The organism is Amycolatopsis aidingensis (genome assembly GCF_018885265.1).
Taxonomy (GTDB): domain Bacteria; phylum Actinomycetota; class Actinomycetes; order Mycobacteriales; family Pseudonocardiaceae; genus Amycolatopsis; species Amycolatopsis aidingensis.
Genome location: NZ_CP076538.1, coordinates 4,259,694 through 4,280,730 on the forward strand (window position 1 = coordinate 4,259,694; position 21,037 = coordinate 4,280,730).

Annotated in this window: 22 protein-coding genes and 2 pseudogenes; 17 read left to right on the plus strand and 7 right to left on the minus strand. The window is 68.2% G+C overall.

Annotated elements, in window-relative coordinates; all coding sequences use genetic code 11:
* On the plus strand, positions 1–327 hold the full coding sequence (locus tag KOI47_RS19505; protein WP_232376116.1) for a hypothetical protein: 327 nt from the start codon (positions 1–3) through the stop codon (positions 325–327).
* 170 nt (positions 328–497) lie between these two features.
* The gene (locus KOI47_RS19510) at positions 498–905 is read left to right on the plus strand and encodes an STAS domain-containing protein (RefSeq protein WP_216205441.1); all 408 of its coding nucleotides are present in this window, start codon (positions 498–500) and stop codon (positions 903–905) included.
* A 17-nt stretch (positions 906–922) separates the two neighbouring features.
* On the opposite strand, the gene KOI47_RS19515 is transcribed toward KOI47_RS19510, so the two are convergent.
* From KOI47_RS19515 to KOI47_RS19525, 3 genes are all read right to left on the minus strand, one after another.
* Positions 923–1,342: a CBS domain-containing protein gene (locus tag KOI47_RS19515; RefSeq protein ID WP_216205445.1), complete on the minus strand. Its 420-nt coding sequence runs from the start codon at positions 1,340–1,342 to the stop codon at positions 923–925.
* A gap of 109 nt (positions 1,343–1,451) precedes the next feature.
* Positions 1,452–2,225, minus strand: a complete 774-nt coding sequence (locus KOI47_RS19520; RefSeq protein WP_216205448.1) for a DUF899 domain-containing protein — start codon at positions 2,223–2,225, stop codon at positions 1,452–1,454.
* Between the two features lie 130 nt (positions 2,226–2,355).
* A complete protein-coding gene (locus tag KOI47_RS19525) occupies positions 2,356–3,039 on the minus strand; it encodes a polysaccharide deacetylase family protein (RefSeq protein WP_216205451.1) in 684 nt (227 codons plus the stop codon).
* Between the two features lie 237 nt (positions 3,040–3,276).
* Between KOI47_RS19525 and KOI47_RS19530 the strand changes: the two genes are divergently transcribed.
* The 4 genes from KOI47_RS19530 (at position 3,277) to KOI47_RS19545 (ending at position 7,311) form a co-directional block, all read left to right on the plus strand.
* Complete coding sequence (locus KOI47_RS19530) at positions 3,277–3,954, plus strand: response regulator transcription factor (RefSeq protein ID WP_216205454.1); 678 nt, start codon at positions 3,277–3,279, stop codon at positions 3,952–3,954.
* Positions 3,951–5,375, plus strand: coding sequence for a sensor histidine kinase (locus tag KOI47_RS19535; protein WP_216205458.1), 1,425 nt, complete (start codon positions 3,951–3,953; stop codon positions 5,373–5,375). Before KOI47_RS19530 ends, KOI47_RS19535 begins: the two co-directional genes overlap by 4 nt.
* A complete protein-coding gene (locus tag KOI47_RS19540; RefSeq protein WP_216205461.1) occupies positions 5,375–5,866 on the plus strand; it encodes a hypothetical protein in 492 nt (163 codons plus the stop codon). The genes KOI47_RS19535 and KOI47_RS19540 overlap by 1 nt, the downstream gene beginning before the upstream one ends.
* A gap of 221 nt (positions 5,867–6,087) precedes the next feature.
* On the plus strand, positions 6,088–7,311 hold the full coding sequence (locus KOI47_RS19545) for a DUF418 domain-containing protein (RefSeq protein WP_216205465.1): 1,224 nt from the start codon (positions 6,088–6,090) through the stop codon (positions 7,309–7,311).
* Between the two features lie 1,467 nt (positions 7,312–8,778).
* Here the strand turns inward: KOI47_RS19545 and mptB are convergent.
* Both mptB and KOI47_RS19555 read right to left on the minus strand, forming a co-directional pair.
* Positions 8,779–10,089 carry a polyprenol phosphomannose-dependent alpha 1,6 mannosyltransferase MptB gene (gene mptB, locus KOI47_RS19550; RefSeq protein WP_232376117.1) on the minus strand — a complete coding sequence of 437 codons (1,311 nt, stop codon included), beginning with the start codon at positions 10,087–10,089 and terminating at the stop codon, positions 8,779–8,781.
* A gap of 594 nt (positions 10,090–10,683) precedes the next feature.
* The gene (locus tag KOI47_RS19555) at positions 10,684–10,971 is read right to left on the minus strand and encodes a hypothetical protein (protein WP_216205468.1); all 288 of its coding nucleotides are present in this window, start codon (positions 10,969–10,971) and stop codon (positions 10,684–10,686) included.
* A 556-nt stretch (positions 10,972–11,527) separates the two neighbouring features.
* Between KOI47_RS19555 and KOI47_RS19560 the strand changes: the two genes are divergently transcribed.
* From KOI47_RS19560 to KOI47_RS35745, 4 genes and pseudogenes are all read left to right on the plus strand, one after another.
* Positions 11,528–12,706, plus strand: coding sequence for an IS30 family transposase (locus KOI47_RS19560; RefSeq protein ID WP_232376118.1), 1,179 nt, complete (start codon positions 11,528–11,530; stop codon positions 12,704–12,706).
* A gap of 657 nt (positions 12,707–13,363) precedes the next feature.
* Positions 13,364–13,531 carry a hypothetical protein gene (locus tag KOI47_RS19565; RefSeq protein ID WP_216217766.1) on the plus strand — a complete coding sequence of 56 codons (168 nt, stop codon included), beginning with the start codon at positions 13,364–13,366 and terminating at the stop codon, positions 13,529–13,531.
* 81 nt (positions 13,532–13,612) lie between these two features.
* Positions 13,613–13,891, plus strand: a pseudogene (locus KOI47_RS35740) (HD domain-containing protein); the annotation flags it as partial.
* A 48-nt stretch (positions 13,892–13,939) separates the two neighbouring features.
* Positions 13,940–14,164 (plus strand): hypothetical protein, encoded by a 225-nt coding sequence (locus KOI47_RS35745; protein WP_232376966.1) that lies wholly within the window; start codon positions 13,940–13,942, stop codon positions 14,162–14,164.
* Here KOI47_RS35745 and KOI47_RS19575 read toward each other — a convergent pair.
* Together KOI47_RS19575 and KOI47_RS19580 are read right to left on the minus strand one after the other, a co-directional pair.
* Complete coding sequence (locus KOI47_RS19575) at positions 14,155–14,625, minus strand: NUDIX hydrolase (protein ID WP_216205474.1); 471 nt, start codon at positions 14,623–14,625, stop codon at positions 14,155–14,157. The two genes, KOI47_RS35745 and KOI47_RS19575, sit on opposite strands and share 10 nt — an antisense overlap.
* 11 nt (positions 14,626–14,636) lie before the next feature.
* A complete protein-coding gene (locus tag KOI47_RS19580; RefSeq protein ID WP_216205477.1) occupies positions 14,637–15,380 on the minus strand; it encodes a DUF5919 domain-containing protein in 744 nt (247 codons plus the stop codon).
* Positions 15,381–15,535: 155 nt separating this feature from the next.
* Here KOI47_RS19580 and KOI47_RS19585 point away from each other — a divergent pair, with 155 nt between their 5' ends.
* From KOI47_RS19585 to KOI47_RS19615, 7 genes and pseudogenes are all read left to right on the plus strand, one after another.
* Positions 15,536–15,952 (plus strand): hypothetical protein, encoded by a 417-nt coding sequence (locus KOI47_RS19585; protein WP_216205479.1) that lies wholly within the window; start codon positions 15,536–15,538, stop codon positions 15,950–15,952.
* Between the two features lie 12 nt (positions 15,953–15,964).
* The gene (locus tag KOI47_RS19590; protein WP_216205483.1) at positions 15,965–16,174 is read left to right on the plus strand and encodes a hypothetical protein; all 210 of its coding nucleotides are present in this window, start codon (positions 15,965–15,967) and stop codon (positions 16,172–16,174) included.
* A 5-nt stretch (positions 16,175–16,179) separates the two neighbouring features.
* Positions 16,180–16,425 (plus strand): hypothetical protein, encoded by a 246-nt coding sequence (locus KOI47_RS19595; RefSeq protein ID WP_216205487.1) that lies wholly within the window; start codon positions 16,180–16,182, stop codon positions 16,423–16,425.
* 282 nt (positions 16,426–16,707) lie between these two features.
* Positions 16,708–17,196: a hypothetical protein gene (locus KOI47_RS35750; protein ID WP_232376119.1), complete on the plus strand. Its 489-nt coding sequence runs from the start codon at positions 16,708–16,710 to the stop codon at positions 17,194–17,196.
* 317 nt (positions 17,197–17,513) lie between these two features.
* Positions 17,514–19,007 (plus strand): FtsK/SpoIIIE domain-containing protein, encoded by a 1,494-nt coding sequence (locus KOI47_RS19605; protein ID WP_216205490.1) that lies wholly within the window; start codon positions 17,514–17,516, stop codon positions 19,005–19,007.
* Positions 19,004–19,399, plus strand: coding sequence for a hypothetical protein (locus KOI47_RS19610; RefSeq protein ID WP_216205493.1), 396 nt, complete (start codon positions 19,004–19,006; stop codon positions 19,397–19,399). The genes KOI47_RS19605 and KOI47_RS19610 overlap by 4 nt, the downstream gene beginning before the upstream one ends.
* Positions 19,399–21,029, plus strand: a pseudogene (locus tag KOI47_RS19615) (replication initiator). The gene KOI47_RS19610 and the pseudogene KOI47_RS19615 overlap by 1 nt, the downstream one beginning before the upstream one ends.
* Positions 21,030–21,037: the final 8 nt, after the last annotated feature.

The following is a 21,037-nucleotide window of genomic DNA, read 5'->3' on the forward strand; positions in this document are numbered from 1 at the left end:
ATGGTGTCGATCGACGGGCGGGTCCCGATCAGCCTGGCCTGCGTCATTCTCGACAGCGGGGACCTGCTGATCCCGGCAGGGACCGACCGGGCGCTGGTCCGCAGTGCGGTCGGCCGCCCGGTGACGGTCGAGTTCGCCCAGCGCGATCGGCACGGCAACCTCAGCTGGATCGTCAACGGGGTCGGGCTGGCCCGCCCGATGCGGCACCACGACCCGCCGATACCGCTGCCCCGCACCACCGTCACCGCGACCATGACCGCGCCCTTCGAGAACGGTATCCGGGTGAACATCGCCCGGTTCTCCGGCGACTGGCAGGACCGCGGCTAGGGGCGCGGGCTGCGGCGCCGAGTTGCCGCGGCCGGCAGGTCACGCTACAGTAACGGAAGCGGTTGAGCCTCGAGCCGCGCACTTCACTGTCCACATGCGGCAGAGTGCTGCGCGGGCTCCCGCGCGACTTTCTGGGGGCATTCTGCCGCCGACTTCCGGGAGGGAAGCCGATGGCGAAGGAGAGTGCTGTAACCGGGCGGGCGGCACCGGGGCCGGGCTCCGGCGAGAACGACCTGGTCTGCGGTTGCCTGCGGGTCCGCCGAGGCCAATGCCGTGGCGTGGTGGTCTGCACCGTGATCGGCGAGGTGGACCTGGCCACCGCGCCCCTGCTGGACAAGGCGCTGGCCGTGGCCCCACCCGGGCTCATGCCACGCATCGTGGACCTGTCCTGCGTCGAGTTCCTCGGCCTCGCAGGTGCCCGGGTACTGCTGACCGGGTCGGAACGGGCCCGCGGGCGGTTGAGCCTGGTGGCCGCCAACCGCCCGGTGCTGCGGGTGCTGGACCTGACCGGGCTGGCCGGCAGGCTTGCGGTCTACCGGAACCTTGCCGAGGCCCTGGACGCAGCTTCGGACGGCTGAACCGTGCCGCCATCCGGTCAGAAGTCCGAACTCAGCACCTCCGCCAGGTCGCCTGCCGTCCGGTCCGGCAGGGCACGGACGACATCGGCCAGCGCGATCATCCCCACCAGCCGGTCCCCGTCAATGACCGGGAGCCTGCGCACCTGGTGGCGGGTCATGGTGGCCAGCACCTCGTCGGCCGGATCGTCGGCCCCCACCGTGACCGCCTCGTCCTGGTTCAGATCGCCCGCGGGAAAGCCACCGGCATCGCGCCCCTTGGCGATCACCTTGATCACAATGTCACGGTCGGTGACCACGCCCTTGATCTTGTCGTCCTTGCCGCAGATGGGCAGCGCGCCCACGCTCTGTTCGGCCATCAGCCGGGCGGCGTCGGCAGCGGTCTGGTCGGTCTTGACGACCTGCGGCCGTGGAGTCATCAGATCGCGTGCGATGGTCATCGGTCCTCCTCCGTTACGTGGCTGACGGTGGAATGCCCACGCGATCCGCCGCCGAAACCACCAGCCCGGAGGGCTGCCATTGACCTCGGAGGGGGCAGTCGCAGCGGGGTTACCCCGGCTTGTTTCCGTTACCGGCGACGGTGAGTCCGTACTCATCGTGACGACGCAACCAGCCCATAGCTGGATCGCTGCCACGGCCAGGCGGTTCTTCCCACTCTTCCTGCCGGCCGCAGGCGGTGAGATCCAACCAGTTGTAGGTGCCGTTGACCGGATCGATGCCGCGCGCGTAGCAGGAATAAGTGTGGAAGACGCGATCGCCCTGACGCAGGAACGCACTCACGCCGGGCTTGTCACCACGGTATCCAAGCCAGCCTGGTTTCTGCTGGACAAGCTGATCCAGATCCCGGTAGTTGTACTCAACCGGCGCGATCGACGGATCAAAGCTGACGCGAAAGTCGTAGTTGAAGTCGCTGCCGTACGACGAGTACCAGGGGACGGTCCACCCCATTCGTTCCCGATAGCGCTCGAGTTTGTCCATCGGCGCCCGGGATACGGCCGAGAACGATGTGTCGCGGGCGTGCAAGTGATCGAGGTTGCCGATGCCGTCGATCCAGAACGAGCAGGACGGACAGGCTTCGTCGGCTTCGGGGGCGAACATGACGTGGAAGACCAGCAACTGACTCCGGCCGTCGAACAGATCCCGCAACGTGGCCGCGCCGTGCGGACCCTCGAAGGCGTAGTCCTTGGTGATCTCGACCATCGGCAGCCTGCGGCGGGCCGCATTGACCTCATCTCGCTGCCGGGTGAGTTCCTTCTCCCGCTCGAGCAACTCCCGCCGTGCCGCGAGCCATTCCTCCCGGGTCACAACCTCCGGATCCGACATGGCCTCAGTCTCCCTTCACGCACTTGCATCATGCAATCGCCTGCACGGTAATGGCAGGTGATGGTAGTTTGCAAGCGGTTGAGGGTGGTCCTATGGGCGAACCAATCCGTCCATCCGATCGACCGCCCGGTCAGCATCCTGGGACGGGGCGGAACACATAGCCTTTGGCGCGCAGTTCGGGCAGCGCCAGCCGAAGGGCGGCGACGGTCCGCGCGCGGTCGCCGCCCCCGTCGTGCAGCAGTACCACGGCTCCCGGGTAGGCATCCGCCACGAGCCGGTCCGCGATCGCCCGCGCACTGGGCTCGCGCCAGTCCGCGGAGTCGACGTTCCAGCGCACCGATCGCAGGCCCCGCTCGCCGAGCGCGTGCCGGACGGTCTCGTCAACGGCGCCGTACGGCGGACGCAGGCAGGTGCTGTCCGAGCCCGCGTCGCGCACCGCCGCCATCGAGCGATCCAGCTGCCCGGCGAGTTCGGTCGGTCCCAGCCGGGTCAGGTCCGGGTGACTCCAGGTATGTCCGGAAAGGACATGACCTTCGGCGATCTCGCGGCGGGCCAGCCCGGGATGGGCGGCCAGATTCCTCCCGATCGCGAAGAAAGTCGCCTGTGCCTGGTTGGCCTTCAGCACATCCAGGATCCCGGCCGTCGCGCCGCCCGGGCCGTCGTCGAAGGTCAGGTACAGCTCCTTGGCCGGGTGCGTCCTTGCGGTGGGGACCGCGCAGGCCGCGACGACCGGCACCGCGACGAGCGCGGCGGCGAGACCGCGGAAGGCCCGGCAGGCTGGCAGCAGAGTCTTATGCGAAAGAGGGTTATGCACAGCGGTAGGTTCGGCTGCCGCCCGTGCCTCACCTCGTATCCGGACGCCCCGAGCCACCCTCCGCAGGCTCCGGGCTGCCCCCGTCGCCTGGATCGTGCATAACCCTCGCAATGTCGATCGCATATCCCCGACACTCGCCGCACCGGTTGGCGGCGCGGTCGCCACAATGTCCTGATTCGGTCGCAGTCTCCGCGGCCGCACGGGCGGCGCAGGCTGCTGGGGCCGATAATCGATCACGTGGCACGAATTCTGCTGATCGAGGATGACCAGGCGATTCGCAGCGGCCTCGCCCTCGCGCTCGGCAGGCACGGGCACGACGTACGCGAGGCAGGCACCGGCGAGCAGGGCCTGCGCGCCCTTGGCAGCACGCCGCCCGATGTCGTCGTGCTGGACCTGATGCTGCCCGGCATCGACGGCTTCGAGGTCTGCCGCCGCATCCGCGCGGACGGCGACCTGCCGATCATCATGCTCACCGCTCGCGGCGACGACCTGGACATCGTCGGCGGACTGGAGGCCGGCGCGGACGACTACGTGGTCAAACCGGTCCAGCCGAGGGTGCTGGACGCACGTGTCCGCGCGGTGCTGCGCAGGGGCGCACCGGCCGAGCATGGTGCGCGCGAGCGGCACCACGACCTCACCATCGACCGGGCCGCACTGACCGTGCACAAGGGCGAGGTGCAGGTCTCGCTCACCCCGACCGAGCTGCGCCTCCTGCTGGAGCTGTCCCGCGCGCCCGGCCAGGTACTCAGCCGCAGGCAGTTGCTCGAGCTGGTGTGGGAGCACGACTACCTCGGTGACTCCCGCCTGGTGGACAACTGCGTCCAGCGGTTGCGGGCCAAGATCGAGGACGAGCCGTCCCGGCCCGTGTTCGTGCAGACCGTACGTGGCTTCGGCTACCGGTTCGGCCCGGTATGAGACCGCTGGCCAGGGCTCGCTCGGTGCTCGGCGGGCTGCGCGCGCGGCTGATCCTGGCGTTCATCGCGGTGGCCGTGACCGGCGCGGCTGCCGCTGCGTGGGCCAGCGCGGCATCGGCGGGCAGCTCACTGCTGGAGGAGGCACAGCGCCGGATCGCCGACGAGATCGAGCGGAAGGTCACCGCGACCGCACCCAGCATGCCCTACCCACCGGACCAGGCCGCGCTGGACCGGCTGCGGACCACGATCGGCGGGCCCGCGCTGGTGACCTACGGCGCCCTGCGCTCGGCGACCGGCCCGGTCCAGGACCTGCTGACGCCCCGGCTGCGAAGCGCCACCGGCGAAACCGACCGGCTGCTGGCGCAACGGGTGCAGCGGGGCGGACCGAAACTGGTGGTCGGCACCCCGGTCCTGATCACCGGCCTGGACGGTGTCCGGCGGCACTCCGGCGTCGAGGTCTACGCGGTGCGGGACCTCGGCGGGGTGCAGCAGCAGGTCGACGCGCTGACCGCGAACGCGAGCCGCACCAGCGCGCTGGCCCTGCCGGTCGCGGTGCTGCTCGCGCTGCTCGCCGCGCGGGGGGTGCTACGACCGGTACGGGACCTGCGGACCGCGGCGCGCAGGCTGGCCGGGGGTGACCTCGGCGCGCGGCTGCGACCCCGCGGTTCGGACGAACTCGCCGAGCTCGCCGAGACGTTCAACGACACCGCGGCGTCCCTGGAACGGTCGGTCGGCGAGCTGGCCAGGATGGAGGCCGACGCACGCCGCTTCGTCGCGGACGTGTCACACGAGCTCCGCACGCCGCTGACCACGCTGACCGCAGTGACCGAGGTGCTGGAGGGCGAGGCGGAGCGGATGCCTGCCGACGCCCGGGAGTCCACCCGGCTGGCGGTGTCCGAGACCCGCAAGCTGGCCAGGCTGGCGGAGGATCTGATCGAGGTGTCCCGGTTCGACTCCGGCGCGGCTACGCTCCGCCCCGAGGAGGTCGAGCTGCGCGCGGCGGTGCGCGACTGCCTGCACACCCGGGGCTGGCTGGACGAGGTCCAGCTGGACGCACCGGAGGAGGTGGCCGCCGTGCTGGACCGGCGGCGCCTGGATGTGATCACGGCGAACCTGGTCGGCAACGCGCGCAGGCACGGTGCGCCGCCGGTGGTGGTGCGGCTGCGGGGCGAGCAGGAGTGGGTCCACCTCGAGGTAACCGATCACGGCGCTGGCCTTGCGGACGAGGTGGCGCCGCACGTGTTCGACCGCTTCTACAAGGCCGACACCGCCCGCGCCCGCTCCGAGGGCAGTGGGCTGGGCATGGCGATTACCGCGGAGAACGTCAAGCTGCACGGCGGGACGATCGAGGCGGGCAACGCCGCGGGGGCCGGTGCCCGCTTCACCGTGCGCCTGCCCAGGTGGACGGAGGTGAGTCCGTGATGAGGAAAGCCGCGCTCGCCGCGCTCGTGGTGGGGGTGCTCGGGCTGTCCGGGTGCGGCGTGCGGCCGAGCGGGGTGCTCGACGGATGGCAGGCTCCGACCGGCCTCGCCACCGGCACCCCGGTGTACCTTGTGGACGGTTCGGGCCACCTGGTGGTGCAGCGCCGGGGTGACCGGCTGGACACGATCGGCCAGGCGATCAAAATGCTCCTCACCACCACGCCAGAACGGACCGGTGGGCTGCGCTCCTACGCCGGATACAGCGAGGTCGCGCTGGAGCTTCCGGTCACCACCGCCGACGGCGTGATCACCGTGACGCTGCCGATCGACCGGGACGAGGTGCGCAACGAGACCGGTGTCGACCAGCTGGTCTGCACCACGTTGGCGGCGCACCAGCAGGCAGGCGGCTCCCCGGCCACTCTGGCCCGGCTGACCTTCGTGCACGGCCCGGCCACCGAACCCCGCCACTGCCCGGTGCTGCCGAAGCGCTGACCGCGAACGGCCAACACACGCGCGTAGCCGGCCAACACGTGCGCGCAGACGGCAAACACACCGGGCTGGGTGTGTTTGCCGCTCATGCGCACGCGTTGGCTGTCCATGCGCACGCGTTGGCTGTCCATGCGCACGCGTTGGCCGTTCCCGGCCATCCCTTGCGACACGATCGCGACATCACGGGGACCGCGCCCGGACGAGGGGCCTGCAGCGTGTCGGTCATGAATGCCATACGGATACGAACCACCTCGGGGGACGCGCCGCCGACCGAGTCCGTTCGGGGGCTTCCCCGCGGCAGGCTCCTCGGCATCGACGCGGTGCGGGCGCTGGCGATCATCGGCGTGTTCGTCGCGCACTTCTACGCGACCGGCTGGCTGAGCGCGGGCCGGCCAGCGGACACGCCGCCCGTACTGGACTGGCTCAGCGAGCAGACCTCGTCCCGGGCAATGAGCCTGTTCGTCCTGCTGGCCGGCGTGTCGGTCGCGCTGATGACCGGCGGGAGCAGGCCGTACGCGGGCGGCGACATGTCCACCGCCCGGCGCAGGGTCGCCGTGCGCGCGCTCGCGCTGTTCCTGATCAGCCTGTGCATCGACGAGTTCGGCGCTTCGGTGCTGAGCTACTACGCCGTCCTGCTGCTGTTCCTCATCCCGCTGACCCGGCTGCGCCCGCGCACGCTGTTCGCCGCGGCCGGGCTCGCCGTGCCGCTGGTGACGAGCTACGCGTGGTGGGTCATGTCCGCGCATCCGGATTGGATGATGCTCGACGCACCGTCCGGCCTTGAGGTGTTCACCAGCCCGGGCCAGTGGGACGAGTTCCTGCTCCAACTCGGGTTCACCGGTGGTGGATTCCAGACCGTGTACGGCATTCCGCTGGTGCTCGCCGGACTCGCGATCGGACGGCTCGACCTGCACGACCGTGCCCTCCGGCTGCGGCTGCTGGTTGCCGGGCTTGGCGTCGCGCTAACCAGCTACCTCGGCTACGCGGTGCTCTGGCATGGTCTCGGCGCCGGCCGGCAGGTGGCCGCCGCGATGAGCGCTCCCCCGGCCGGATCCGGCCCGCCGGCGTTGCCGTGGCAGACCCTGCTCGGCATGCCGACCGACGGTCCGTACGCGACCAGCCCGCTCGGGATCGTGTTCATGATCGGTGTGGCGCTGCTCCTGCTCGGCGGGATGCTGCTGGTGTTCGAGCGCCGGGGCGCCGGCACCGCCCTGTGGCCGCTCGCGGCGGCCGGCGGCATGACGATGACGTGGTACGCCGGGCACTTTGTCTACCTGTCGCTGATCGGCGACCCGAAGGCGGTGTCGTTCGTCCACCTCGCCATGGCCGTGGCGGTGCTGCTCGGGGTGTCCGTGCTGTGGCGGCACTGGATGCGGCGCGGCCCGCTGGAGTGGTTGGTACACAAGGTGGTCACCACCATCGTCCCCGGCCACTCCGCACGGCGATAGGAACACGAAACGCCCTCCCTCCAAGGAACGGGTCTGCTCCCGGCTTCGAGGGAGGGCGAGCAGTGCTGCGGGCTACTCCTCGACGTTGACGCAGGCGAGAAGGCCCACGCAGCCGCGCGGGGTGCGGGTGCATGGGCGGTGTTCGTGCTCGGCACCTGCCGGACGATTGGATCATGAGCGAGATCGTCGCCAGAACGGCGAAGAGCCTCCTGGCCCGGGTGGATACCAAGTCCGGAGGCTCTAGTTTCGGCCGTCGGGCTGGCTCGATTCGAACCAACGACCCCTTGACCCCCAGCATTGGGACTCCAGCTCTGTACTAATAAGCGAAGTTCCGGCTCTGCAATAAAAGTAGCACGACCAGTTTCCGTGTCCAACACCATCCTGTCGGTGACTACCTTGCCGCTCGGGAGCAGGAGAGACCTCCGCCACGGCAGGTGGCCTCGCGCGGTGTGTTCGGCCCGCCGAGGGCAGTGCTGTGTGTGGCTGGCTTTCCACCTCGTGTGGAGTACCATGGCGAGACGATCGAAGTACGCGGAGCGGAGAAGAAGTTCACCTCCGACAGCACCGCAGGTCCGGTGCTTGCGTACCTGCTTTCTGGGCATTCGATTGACCTCGCCGACGTGACGGCGGCAACCGGCGTGGACGCGGCGGCCATCGCCGCACCATTGTTGAAGGACGGTGTGTGCCGAGCTGACCGAGGCGTTGTCCTCGTGCCTGCACCGGTTTGGTGCCGACTGGAACCTGCTCGAACACGCCGTAAGTCGTGGCATGCGCGGCATCGACACCGCGTACAACTCCCAGCGGCACCGGCGAGCGCCCGGTGCATTCGCTCGATCGCAGGCCGGATGAGGTGTTCCTACATAACCCGAAAGTCACACTGCCAGAACTCGACCCCGCGGAGTTCTGCGACAGGTTGGCAGCCGCCTGCGCTACGCTGCGCGAGGCCGTGCAATCCGGATCGTGCGGCGTGTGGGGCGTCGCGAGGCGGGATCCTCGCCCCGTCGCGCCCGCCGTAGAACGACACGTCTACCTCGGTTCGTCCTCGAGACGTGCGCCACCGCGGACGAAGCCAAGCGTGCACTGCTCGGCGCGAAGCAGTACGACCTCAGGACGCCGTTGCACTACTGATCGCCGACGCGGAAGGCAACTCGTTCGTCTGGGAACACGGGCCCGGCGGTGACGAGCACACCGTCGAGTCCGACAGTGGCGCCCTCTGCGTCACCAACCACCTGCTGCACCGCCATCCCGACCGGCCACACTGCCCCTAGGACACCGAGAAACGCTGCGGACCTACGAGCGCTACCGCACGCTGCGGAAGCGGGCCGCCGAACCCGCGACGACAGGCACGGCACTGCGCTCCACTTTGGACGAAATCGGCTTCACCGCGGCCAACTCGACGCTGTACCCGATGCGGACGCTGTGGCGCCCGGCGTTCGACCTGACCGAACGCACCATGTCGACTCGGTTCTACCTCGGCGACGGTCCGGACGGCGAGGCACGCCACAGCGAGGAGCTCACCTTCGCACCGGGCACCATGCGGTGAGGTACTTTCTTGGCGCTCTTCGGTTCGGCTTCGGCCGCCAAGACGGTCCGAACTGGGAACAGCCGCCTCTGGAGCACATACGCCGCAGCAGCCACGACGACGGACGCGACGACGTATGCGAGTACGAGGTCACCGATGCGGCCGCCGAAGTCGCCACCCATCGGCGGCAGCGCGAGGGCCAGAACGGCGGTCACACCCGTGACCATCCCTCGTGCTCTTCCACGGCCAAGGCATACGGCAAACGGCACCGAAGCCCACAGCACGTACCAAGGCTGCACCACGGGACCGAAAACGATGATCACCGATGACACCAGCGCCAGCGTCGGCAGGGCCCCTGCCCGGCCGCGAAGCTGCCGCCAGATCAGCGCTCCGATTCCGGCGACAGCGAGGATTCCACCCACCAGTCTGCCCGCGCTGATGGCCGACTGCGTTATGTCCACATCGAACCACGTCCCGATACCACCCACCAGGAAGCCCGCCCAGTTGGTGGGCGCAAGCCAACTGTTGACCTGGGTCGACGTGCCGAGAGTGCGTACCCAGCCGAATCCCAGCCCGGTGCCTGCCGAAACGACAGCGGTGACCAGGACCAGAGCCGCGGTCATGGCCGCCGCGGCGGCGAGCAGATGTTTGACTCCCGCACCCCACCGGCGGGCCAGTTCGGTGCCGACTATCGCCAGTGCGATCACCGCGACGAGCTTGACGTTCGCGCCGAGTGCGATCACCACCACGCCCGAGCACAGGCTCAACCAGGCAACGCGGGCGCCACTCACAGCGGCCAGTGCAAGCTCCACGCCTACCAGCATCAGCCCGAGCATCAGCGAATCGTTGTGGATTCCGGCAACCAGATGCCACAGCACGAGGGGGTTCAGCGCCCCGAGCCACAGGGCAGGCGCGGCAGGCACGCCCGCCCTGCGAGCGAGCCGCGGCACCGCCCAGACGATCGCGACCAGGCCGATAACCTCGAGAATCCGGTGCAGTGCAATTCCGGCGAATACGTTCTCGGTGGAAATCTGTGCGATCATCCGTTCGGCAGCGGAGAACAGCGGCCCATATGGCGATGGTGTATCCACCCAGTAGGAACTCACATTGCGGGTCAGCTCGTCGTCGATGCCGAGGCCGCTGGCCGGCCCCACCGCGTACGGATCGCCACCGCGTGCGGCAATCGCTCCTTGGGCCAGGTAGCTGTGCACGTCCCGCTGAACAGGGGCGGGACGAACATCAGCGGCGCGCTCCACAGCGCCAACGTCCGCCGCAACCACCTGCTGGTGACGGCGCGCCCGCGATCCGGCCAGGTCAACCGGCCAAGAAACAACCACGCCAGGACGAACAACCCCATACCGGTCACCGCGACAGCAAGCGTGACAACAGGCAGACCGCCCAGCCAGTCGAGTATTGTTCCGGAGTTCGCCTTGGCTGCGGTTCCGGTGGCAACAAATACCATTGTCACCAGGAGCAGCAGTCCGGTGAATCCTGCCCACCGAAGACATGCCGCGACACGGCCGTAGCTCGTCTGCAACTCATACGACATAGATGTGAACTCCGAAACCCTCGCCGAAAACGGCACGGACAAAAAGCGCACGAACAGGAAAGTGCGAGACGGAGAACCCCGACGACAATGTCGGTCAGGAAATGCCTGAACAAGAGACAGCACGATTTGCGGCGCCGTTTCGCACCGAACGCACGGCAAACTCCCCCGCGCGCAGGCGCGTCTCCCCGACTTTCAGCGAGCCCCTTCCCGGATGTCGCCCCTCATGATCACTATACTTCGAGAGTATACATAAGGTGTATTGCTCGGACCAACGCCCACCCGACCCGGCGGGATGCGGCACCTACAGCGGCTTGAGAACGGGGTCGCCGGTGATGGAGGCCTGCTGGCCCTTGCAGCGGTCCGTAGGCCACCACGCAGACGGCGGAGACGGCTGCGGGCACAGCCAGGGCTTCGGAGCCGGATCCTCGGCCGCGTCACCGTCGTCCTGCGCGGCCATGCCCGTGCGATCGAGGAAATCGGTCAGATCCGGTCGGTCCCACTCCTCCAGATAGGAGTGCCACAGTGCCGCAGCGGGTCTCGCTAGACCCTCTTGGTCAAATTCGTCGTCATAGGCGAAGCCTCCGGTCAAGGTGTTACCGAGCGCTGTGCTAGACCAGATCCGCACCTACGACCACATAAAAGCGGGCTCCCACAGCTCTGAGCTGCGAGAACCCGCTTGCCGGTCGGGCTGACAGGATTTGAACCTGCGACCCCTTGACCCCCAGGACGTCGAAGTAGCCGTTTCCGCTGGTCAAGGTGGGTGGCGCAAGATCATGTGACGTTCGCCGAACTGCGGGTTGTTCGAGGTCGCGCACCACGTGCGGTCCCCATCTGGTCCCCAACTCTGCCCTGGTCCAGAGCACAAGCTGGTTCGGTCCGGGCGGTGTCCGGCGCATCGCGGCTGCCTCCTCACGGTCGGCCGACAAGATCAACAGGGTCTACTCCCCTCCCCCGCCTTCCTCGCCCCTGCCGCACCTAGCGCCGTGACGGCGGTGTCAAGGGTGAGCGCAGCTCATCGCGAAGCGACGCCGTAGGCGCCCTTGATGGCGACGGCTCGGCGTTAGATGTCGGTTCCGGCTGAATACTGACCCCCTGGTTCCGCTTGGGTTCCAGTGCTTGTCGCAACACTCCTGGTAGAAGAGGGCGTGCTGATGGCGAGGCGTGGAGCGAAGCGGCGGCTGGATCTTGAGTCGCGGTACTGGCAGTTGATCCTGTCGGGGGTAGGGACGGTCGAGGCGTGCCAGATCATCGGGATCGGCCGTAAGACCGGCTACCGCTGGCGGGCGGAGAACGGCGGGCTCCCACCTGCGTTGGTCGCCGAGGAGGCCCGTTCGAGCCGATATCTGTCCCGGTCCGAACGGCAGCGGATCGCCACCCTGCGGGCCCAGAAACTGTCGATCCGGGAGATCGCGCGGCGGATTTGCCGTCACGCTTCCACGGTCAGCCGGGAGCTGCGCCGCAACGTCCGGCCGCATGATCAAGGGCGCTACGACGCTGACCTGGCGCATTCCCGGGCCCGGCAACGTGCGCGTCGGCCGCGCCAGGCTCGGTTGATCCAGGATTCGCAGCTGCGGGCGGCCGTGCAGGCGAAGCTTGAGCTGGAGTGGAGTCCCGAGCAGATCGCCAACTATCTGCGGTCCGCTTTCCCTGATCACGCCAGCTGGCACGTGTGCCACGAAACGATCTACCAAGCGCTCTACCACGGTGGCAAGGGCGGTCTGAGCCGCCGGCTCACGCAGCGTCTGCGTACCGGCCGGGCGTTGCGCAAGCGTCGCCGCCGCGCTGATCAGCGACGGAGCCGGTTCGTCGCGCCCACTCTGCTGATCGAGCACCGCCCGGCGGCGGCCCACGAGCGGACCCGCGTTGGTGATTGGGAAGGTGACCTCATCGTGGGCCGCGGCAACCAGTCGGCCATCGCCACCCTTGTCGACCGCTCCAGCCGCCTCCTGCGTCTGGTTCACCTGCCCGGCAACCGCGGCGCCGACACGGTCCGCGACGCCCTGATCGCTGTCCTGGGCGCCCTTCCCGAAGCAGCGCGACTGACGTTGACCTGGGACCAAGGATCCGAAATGGCCTACCACGAACAGATCGCACCGCTGCTGCGTGAAGGTGTGTTCTTCGCGCACCCAGGAAGTCCATGGCAGCGCGGCACGAACGAGAACACGAATGGCTTGCTGCGCCAGTACTTTCCCAAACGCACCGACCTCGCGATCCATACGCCCGAGCACCTCGGCATGGTCGAGCACAAGCTCAACCACCGGCCACGCAAGACACTCGGATGGCGGACACCCGCCGAGGTCTTCCACAACGCCGTGGCATCATAGACCCCGTCACCGTTGCGACGACCGCTCGAATTCGCCCTGGAACCCAAGCGGACCAGGCGGGTCACGATTCGACCGGCGTTGACAGTTAGACGCTGTGCCGCGAGGGAGCCCACTGGGTGTCCCTGCTCGCTGGGGCTGCTGAACGGTCTCGGCGTCCTGCGTGCCGCCGCTGGCGGCGCTGCCGGGGACGTTGCCTGGCCGCGCCGCGCGGCCCGGCGGGCGTGAGCGGAGCGGGAGCCCGCCGTGTGCCGCGATGGATGCGGGCGCCGGTGCCGAGGTGACGGGCCGCGCGCCGCCAGCGGCGGCGCGCTCTTGATCCCTTAGAGCCAATTTCGGCAGGCACACGAAACGGCCGTTGCGGCAACAAACAACGACGAGGCCCCTGCTTGGCTACATGACCACGGAGAGTAGCCAGATACGACATGTAGCCACGCACGTCATCTTCGACCGCAATATTTAGTGGCAAGGAGTCGGGAATGTCGGGATCGTGGGTTAGACTCCCGTTAAGCGAGCGCGAAAGACCCCGACCGGGGTCAGCACCTCGGCCGGGGTCCGGTGCATTTGGCCATGCGACTGTGACCCTACTTAGCAGTAGTGGTGGGCAACAAGGCCCTGCCACTACTTGGTGCTCAAGCTCGCAGAAAGTAGGTGGTCACAGTGGCCCGCAAGGTCATTCCGCCTGGTACACCCGCTCCCCACTCCGGTCAGTACAAGGTCCCCGGGAGCAAGACAGAGATCACCGCAATCGAAGGCAAGCCGCTGCCGCCCACGCCGAACAAGGGCGACGGATACGTCTCGGTTGACCCGACGAAGCACAAGAAGTAGCCGGAGGACCTTGGGCGCTGCGACCTGCTAGTGGTTCGGCGCCCAAGGTGCCAGTCCCGTTATGTTGGCCGCGTGGACCTAGTGGCATGGGCGACGGAAGAAGCGCAAGACAAACTCGCTGAGACATTGTCGCGGAGATGGACGCACGTAAGGGGCGTCGGTGCCCGTACTGCTTCGACTGCGCCCTTGTTCACACCGGACGAGCAGGCTCAACTGACAGCCGCGGCTTTGCTGCATGACATCGGGTATGCGCCGGATCTGGTGGATTCGGGGTTTCATCCGTTGGATGGTGCTCGGTATCTGCGGAAGGTCGGGATGCCGCGTCGGGTGGTGAACCTGGTGGCGCATCACTCGTGTGCGTACCGGGAGGCGGAGTTGCGGGGGTTGTCGGCTGAGTTGGCGGAGTTTGTGGACGAAGAGTCATCGTTGCGGGACGCGCTGTGGTGGGCGGATATGACGACCGGACCGGATGGTGAGGTGACCACGGTTGACCAGCGGTTGTCCGAGATTCAGGAGCGCTACGGGCCGCAGGATGTGGTGACGTTCTTCGTGCGGCAGGCGCGGCCGGAACTGGTGGCGGCGGTGGAGCGGACCGAGGAGCGGTTGCGGGCTGCCGGGATCGCCTACGAGTAGTAGGGCTCGGCATGGTTGGCGAACCCGTGTTCGATGCGGAGCCGGATCGAGGGGTGGATGTTCAGGGCGGCTAGCCGGTCGGGTTGGACCCAGAGGACTTCCTTGCTCTCGCTGCTGGGTCGTGGGGTGCCGCTGAGGGGGTGGGCGCGGAAGCAGATGGAGAACTCCTGGCGGACCTCGCCGTCGGTGAAGGCGATGACGTGCTGAGGGTCGGTGTAGATGCCGATCAGCCCTGTCACCTCCACGTCGATGCCGGTTTCCTCCTGGACCTCACGGACGACGGTTTGGGAGATGGTCTCGCCGATCTCCTGGGCTCCGCCGGGGATGGCGTAGAGGTCGTTGTCGGTGCGCCGGATCATCAGCAGTCGGTCGTCCTGGTCCTGGATGAAGGCGGTCACGGCTACGACGATGCTGTTCGCGCGTGGGGCGTCGGGATCCTGGTAGTGGTCGGTGCGGGCCATGGTTTGTGTCCTTACCACTTCGGGGGCTTGCCGGTGCTCCACACGCTCTCGAAGCTCTCGGAGTAGGTCTCGAACAGGTCCCCTCCGGAGAGCCTGCGCAGGTGCAGCAGCGGGGCGTGACCGGCCATGAACCCGTAGACGTGGGTGTTGACCAGCATCTCGTCATCGAAACGGTAGATCGAGTTGTAGAGCGTGGTCGAGTGGCACCGGATCTCCACGCCGGGGGCGCCGTCGAGTGGCCGGTAGAACGCGAGTGCGTTTCGGACTTTGGCCGCGAGGGTGGCTTTGCCGATGCCTTCTTCCATGCTGCGGCGGCTGACTTCTCTGCTGTTCGGGTCGCCGACCAGCAGCCGGATGCTGGTGCCCTCGTGTCCCTTGTGCCGGAGTCGCTTGATCAGGGTGGGGTTGTCGGTGAGGAACATGCCGGAGTAGAGCAGGATCTCTATCCGTTCGCTGGCCTGGTCCAGCAGCCGGTCCCACAGGTCCATCGGGACGGAGTGGCGGTGCGGGTAGACCTTGACCACTTCGGACCCGGCGATCTCGGTCTTGCGTTCCGGTTCCATCGCGTCGGGCCACAGGTAGTTCTCGGCCTCGCGCACCATGGCGGCGACGGTGTGCCGGTGCTTGGGGTAGGGTGTGCGTCCTTTGGTGATCCATCGTTCGACCGTCTTGCGGTCCACGTCGATGGCGTCGGCGACCTGTTCGAGGTTCAATCCGTTGCGCAGCAACGCATCGCGCAGTCGTTCGTTCGGCATGTCCACTCCGCGAGGGATCTGTAGGGACTTCTGACTCTAGCACAGGACGTCCTCAAACGTCCCGCTGTGTGGTGCTCCTGTCCTCTTGATTCGAGGAGATTTGGGGGTAGTCGCCGGGATTGGCTCGGCGGCCTCAGCCCAAGGAGGTAAGACCCATGGCGATTCCAGGCGGCTACCGGTTCTCGGTGCCCTTCGATGACGTGTTCCCCGAGGGCGCGTTCGTGCTCGGGGTGGAGCAGGCGTTCGACTGGGACAAGAACGGCAACCGGACCCCGGCCAAGGACTCGGTGTCGGGCAAGTTGGTGTGGAACGTGCAGGTCACGGACCCTTCGGCGAAGGGTAAGAACACCGGGGTCGTGGTCAAGATCGCGGCCGAGGTGCAGCCGGTTCCGCCGGAGACGATTCCGGGGCTGCCGTTCCGGCCGGTCGTGTTCGAGGGGCTGACCGCGACCGCTTACGAGCAGAACGGCCGGGTGCAGTTCAGCCTGCGCGCGAAGGAGATGCGGGCACCTCGCTCGGCGGGCGGCAAGCAGGCCACCAAGTCCGCAGCACAGTCCGAGCAGGCGGCATAGGGCGTGGCCTCGATGCGCGACACGGTGCAGTTCCACGTGACGGCTGACCTGCCGATTCGCGCCCGCGCGATGCCGTTCGCCGACCGCGCCGAGATCCGTTTCGGCAAGGCGTTCCCGGTGGCGCTGCTGGTCGATCACGACGCGCTTCCCGGGCTGATGCAGGCGATTCAGGACGTGCGCAACGAGCTGGACCAGGCGGCGGCACGCAAGAACGAGGAGTAACAGCAATGGGTTTCAACGTGACGTGCACGCCCGGCAAGGACGCGGCGGCCGGAATGATGTGGATCACGGCGGAGCTTCCGGCTCTGGTCCTGTACCTCGATCCGGTGAACATGATGATTCAGCTCCCGCCGTCGGAGAACGGCCGCCAATCGCTGGCGCGGTTCTGCCGGGAGCTGGAGCGGGAAGCGGGCAAGCTGGCCGCCGAGCTGGAGACCAGCGAACCGGCCCCGGACACCGGGGGTACCTCGTGACGATCTCGACGGAACTGGTGCGCACCTGGTCGGCGGCGTACCGGGAGTACATGGCGGCCTCGGACGCGGCGGCCCGGTCGTCCGAGGTGGACCCGGCGACCGCTTGGAACGTGGCGGTGGCTTCCTCCTCGGTAGCGACCGCCTGGCGGGAGATCCGGACCAAGCATGAGTTGCCGTGGTGGATCTCGGCGGCGGTCGAGTCGGCGGCGGAGGCGTTCGAGTTCCAGGCGGCCGATTGGGAGTCCCGCGCACGGGCGGCACACGAACAGGGAAGGCACAACTATGGCGTTCAACGCCCGGTGGTCGCCGGGGCCGGACGCGGTGGCGGGAATGCACACGACTGGTTCGGGACCCCACCAGGCGGGATTGGTGATGTACCTGGACCCCGACAGTTTGGCGATCCTCCCGCCACCCGATCCGGCGGAGTGGCCGGGGTTCGTCCGGCTCCTTCGCCAACTCAGCGGCGGCGCTAAGGACCTGGCCGCACTCCTGGAGAACACGGGAAAGGAGGTGATCACGATGGGCGTCCGGCTGGGCCGCTCGGCGGTGGCTCCGCAGAACACAGACGAAGCACACAAGCTGATCTGTGAGGCCATGCCGCCGGGCGATGCGGACCTGTCGGTCTGGCTGACCTTCTACCGGCAGTGCGCGGCAGTCTACGACTCGCTCGGCGAATCCGGGAAGTACTGGCGGGACAAGGAACTGGCCAAGGCCAAGCTGTGCGAGCAACGCATGACGCAAGCTCGGGAGCAACAGAACAGTCCCGACTGACAAATAGATCCACAATAGACAATAGTTGACACGCGGATTCGCGTGGTGGTGAAGCACGTCCTGAAACAGTCGCGCGTGGACGTAAGACGCAGAACCGGAACCCTGGCTGGCAACCTGTGCCGGTTCTGCGCTGTTCACCCCTGACGGAGTTGAACAATGGCAAGGTTAGACAACGCACGGCAGGCCGCGCCAGAGGGGGTCCCCCAGACGCGCCAGAGCCGCTGTGCCACCTGCAAGCGATTCGCCCGCGAACGTCAGTGTGATCGGTGCGCGGGCAGGCTGCCGCTATCCCTTCCCGTGGTTGGGGGTGGTCGGCGATGAACACGCGAGAGTCGCGCTGGGTCGATCCGGCGCCGTTGGAGATCGCCCGGCCTCGGCTGCCGTGGTGGACCCTGCTGCCCGGCTGGGTCAAGCTGGTCTGTCTGCCGGTGGCCCTGGTGTGGGTGCTGGTGTGGCTGCTGGCTCTGCTGGGTCGGATGGTGTGGCGCTACCCGCTGCTGGTGCTTGCCGCGCTGGTGACGGCGTGGTTCGACGCGATCGCCGGTCACTGGGCGGTCGGTGGCACGGTCGCCGGGCTCACGGTGGGCCTAGCGGTGTGGTGGCGGGTGCACCCGGAGTCGTTCTGGCGTGTCGCTGGACCGGCCCGCTCCGAGATCCGGCAACTCGCGGTCTACGCGGCCGACTGGCGATCGGTGATGCGGCTGTCGGACCTGGTCAAGCTCGTACGCGGCAGGGAACACCGCCCGAAGCTGGGCCGGGTCCGCTCGGAAGGCTGGCGGGACCGGGTGCGGGTCCGCATGGTCAAGGGGCAGGCCCCGGAGCAGTGGGAAGCGCACGCTTCGGGGTTGGCGCATGCGTTCAAGGCCACCTCGTGCCGGGTACGGGTGCGCAAGCCGGGCCGTCTGGAGCTGGACTTCATCCACCGCGACCCACTCCAACGCCCGATCCCTGCCCCAGCGCTGCCGGAGGATGCGGCGAGCGTGGATCTGAAGCGGCTCCCGGTCGGGCGCACCGAAACCGGGAAGCTGTGGCGCCTGCGACTCCTCGCCCGACACCTCCTTGTCGTGGGTGTCTCTGGCGCGGGGAAGGGTTCGCTGCTATGGGCGATCATCCGCGCTCTGGCACCGATGATCCGCACCGGAGAAGTCCGGCTCTACGGGATCGACCCCAAGGGCGGGATGGAACTCGGCCAAGCCCCGGAGGTGTTCGGCAATCGGGTGGTGTTCGACAACGGCCCGGATGCCGTGGCGCTGCTGGAAGACATCGCCACCGAGGTCAAGACTCGCGCTTCGCGGTATCGGGGCTGGTTGCGGTCCTGGCAGGCGTCGACGGGTGATCCGTTCGTGTTGCTGGTGGTGGACGAGCTGGCGGACGTGATCGCCTACCAACCCGACAAGACCCTGCGGGAGCGGGCGAGCAGGGCGGTGCAGACGATCACCAGCCAAGGTCGCGCGCCCGGTGTGTGCGTCCTCGGGTTGGTGCAGGACCCCCGTAAGGAGGTGGTGGGGTTTCGGCACCTGTTCACCACCCGTATCGCCATGCGCCTGGACGAGAAGCAACAGGTCGACATGGTGTTAGGGGACGGGGTGCGTGAGCGGGGCGCGACGGCGCATGAGATCTCGGAGCAGACCCCGGGTGTCGCCTGGGCGAAGGAAGACGGGCGGCGGGAACCGTTCCGTGCCCGGGCGTTCCACGTGACTGATGACGATCTGGATGAGCTCGTCACGACCGTGACCGGGGTGCCTACCCATCGGGCGCAAGTCCTGTCGTTCCCCGAGCGCAGTGAGCGGGACGGGGGTGCAGTGGCATGAACACCACCACAGAGGACGTGCGGCCGTTCCTGGACGCGATCCGGGCACACCTGGACAGGCATAACCTTCCGGGGCCGTACTCGGTGCGGGTGTCGGCGGACGACGACCGGCCGGTGGAGGTCCACCTCTCGCCAGGCCGGGGCCAGCTGGCCGAGGCGCTGCTGGCCTGGGCCACCACCCTCGACCACCCGCATGTCGAGTTGCGCCGCTACACCACCGCCGGAGACGGGGTGCTGGTCACCGTATGCGGGCGGATGCCCTCCGGCTTCCCGATCGAGGTCTGGGGCGGCATCGCCTACGACCCGGCCGTGTTCCCCACCCTCACCACCGGGGAGACCCAGCACGCGCCGCTCTCGCTGCTGCGGCAGTGGGCCAAGGGGGTGGCCGCCTGATGAGCACCACGTCAGAAGCCGCCGGCCAGACCCGCGCGCAACGGATGCGGCTGCCGCTGTCCACCGAAGTGGTGGCGGCGACAGCGGAGAAGCACGGGGTCTGTGTCCGGCCGTTCACGATGGAGGTCGGCGACCCCGATACCGGGGAACTCCAGTACGTGCCGGTGCCGTGCGGCAGCACCGTGGAGAGCGTGTGCCTGCCGTGCGCGCGGAAGGCGAAGGCGCTGCGGCAGGCGCAGTGCCGCGAGGGCTGGCACCTCACCGAAGAACCCGACTTCACCCCGGAGCCACCCACCGAGCAACAGACACAACTGCTGGAGGCGCGGGCGGACCTCGTGCACGCCTACCGCCAAGCCCTGAGTGAAGGTGAGGTCGGGCAGGCGGAAGAGCTGCGCGACGACATCCGGGGCCTAGATGAGGAGCTGCGGGCGACGGGGATGCGGGGACGGCTGCCCTCCCCGGAACCCACCGTGTCGCAGCCTCGGAAGCGGTCCACCCGGCGGCGACAGGACGCACCGGACCTGCCGCGTAAGAAGGTCGCCAGGACCACGGTGGGGCGGGAGTATGCGGGCCGGTTCCGGCCGTCCATGTTCGTCACCCTCACCCTGGACACCTACGGCCGGGTCCGCGACGACGGCACCCCCGTCGATCCCGGTTCGTATGACTATCGCAGGGCAGCCAGGGATGCGGTGCACTTCTCCGCCCTGATCGATCGGTGGTGGCAGAACCTCCGCCGGGTCGTCGGCTGGGACGTGCAGTACTTCGCCACCGTCGAACCCCAGAAGCGGGCGGCCCCGCACCTGCACACGGCTATCCGGGGGTCGGTGCCGCATGAGGTGATCCGGCAGGTCACCGCGGCTACCTATCACCAGGTCTGGTGGCCAGCGCATGACGAACGGGTCTACAGCATCGAGCGGAGTCCGGTGTGGGACATGCGCGCGGGCGGATTCGTTGATCCGGACACGCGGCAACCCCTCACCGCCTGGGATGCGGCGGTGGATGCGGTGGAGGAGCCCGCGCATGTGGTGGCCTTCGGGCGGCAGGTGCACTCCAAGGGGATTCTCGGCGGCACCGAGGAAGCCGGGCGGCACATCGGGTACCTGACCAAGTACCTCACCAAAGCAACCGGCGAAGTCGTGGAAGCAGAGGGCGCGCGGCAGCGGGAGCACCATGACCGGCTGCGCGCCGAGTTGGCGGTTACGCCGTGTTCGCTTCGGTGTGCGGTGTGGCTGCTGTACGGGGTGCAGCCCAAGGGGCGCACGGCCGGATGACACCCGGCCACTGCAAAGGACGGGCACACCGCCGCTCCACCCTCGGCCTGCCCGGACGGCGGGTGCTGGTCTCCCGGAAGTGGTCGGGTAAGTCCCTCGCGGATCACAAGGCGGACCGCAAGGCGTTCGTGCGGGACGCGCTGGCCGCGATCGGGATCGAGAAACCCGAGCAAGACACCTCACGGCTGATCTGGCGCAAAGTCCCACCCGGCGACCCGAACGTGCCACCACGGGCACACCTGCTGATGCACGCCATCGCGGAACGCATCTCCTGGCGGGCCGAATATGACCGGGCACTCCTCGCCGCGCAGGGACCGCCAGGCGGGGCAGAAACTTCGGCAACTCCGCAAGCGGCGTAGGGAGGAGG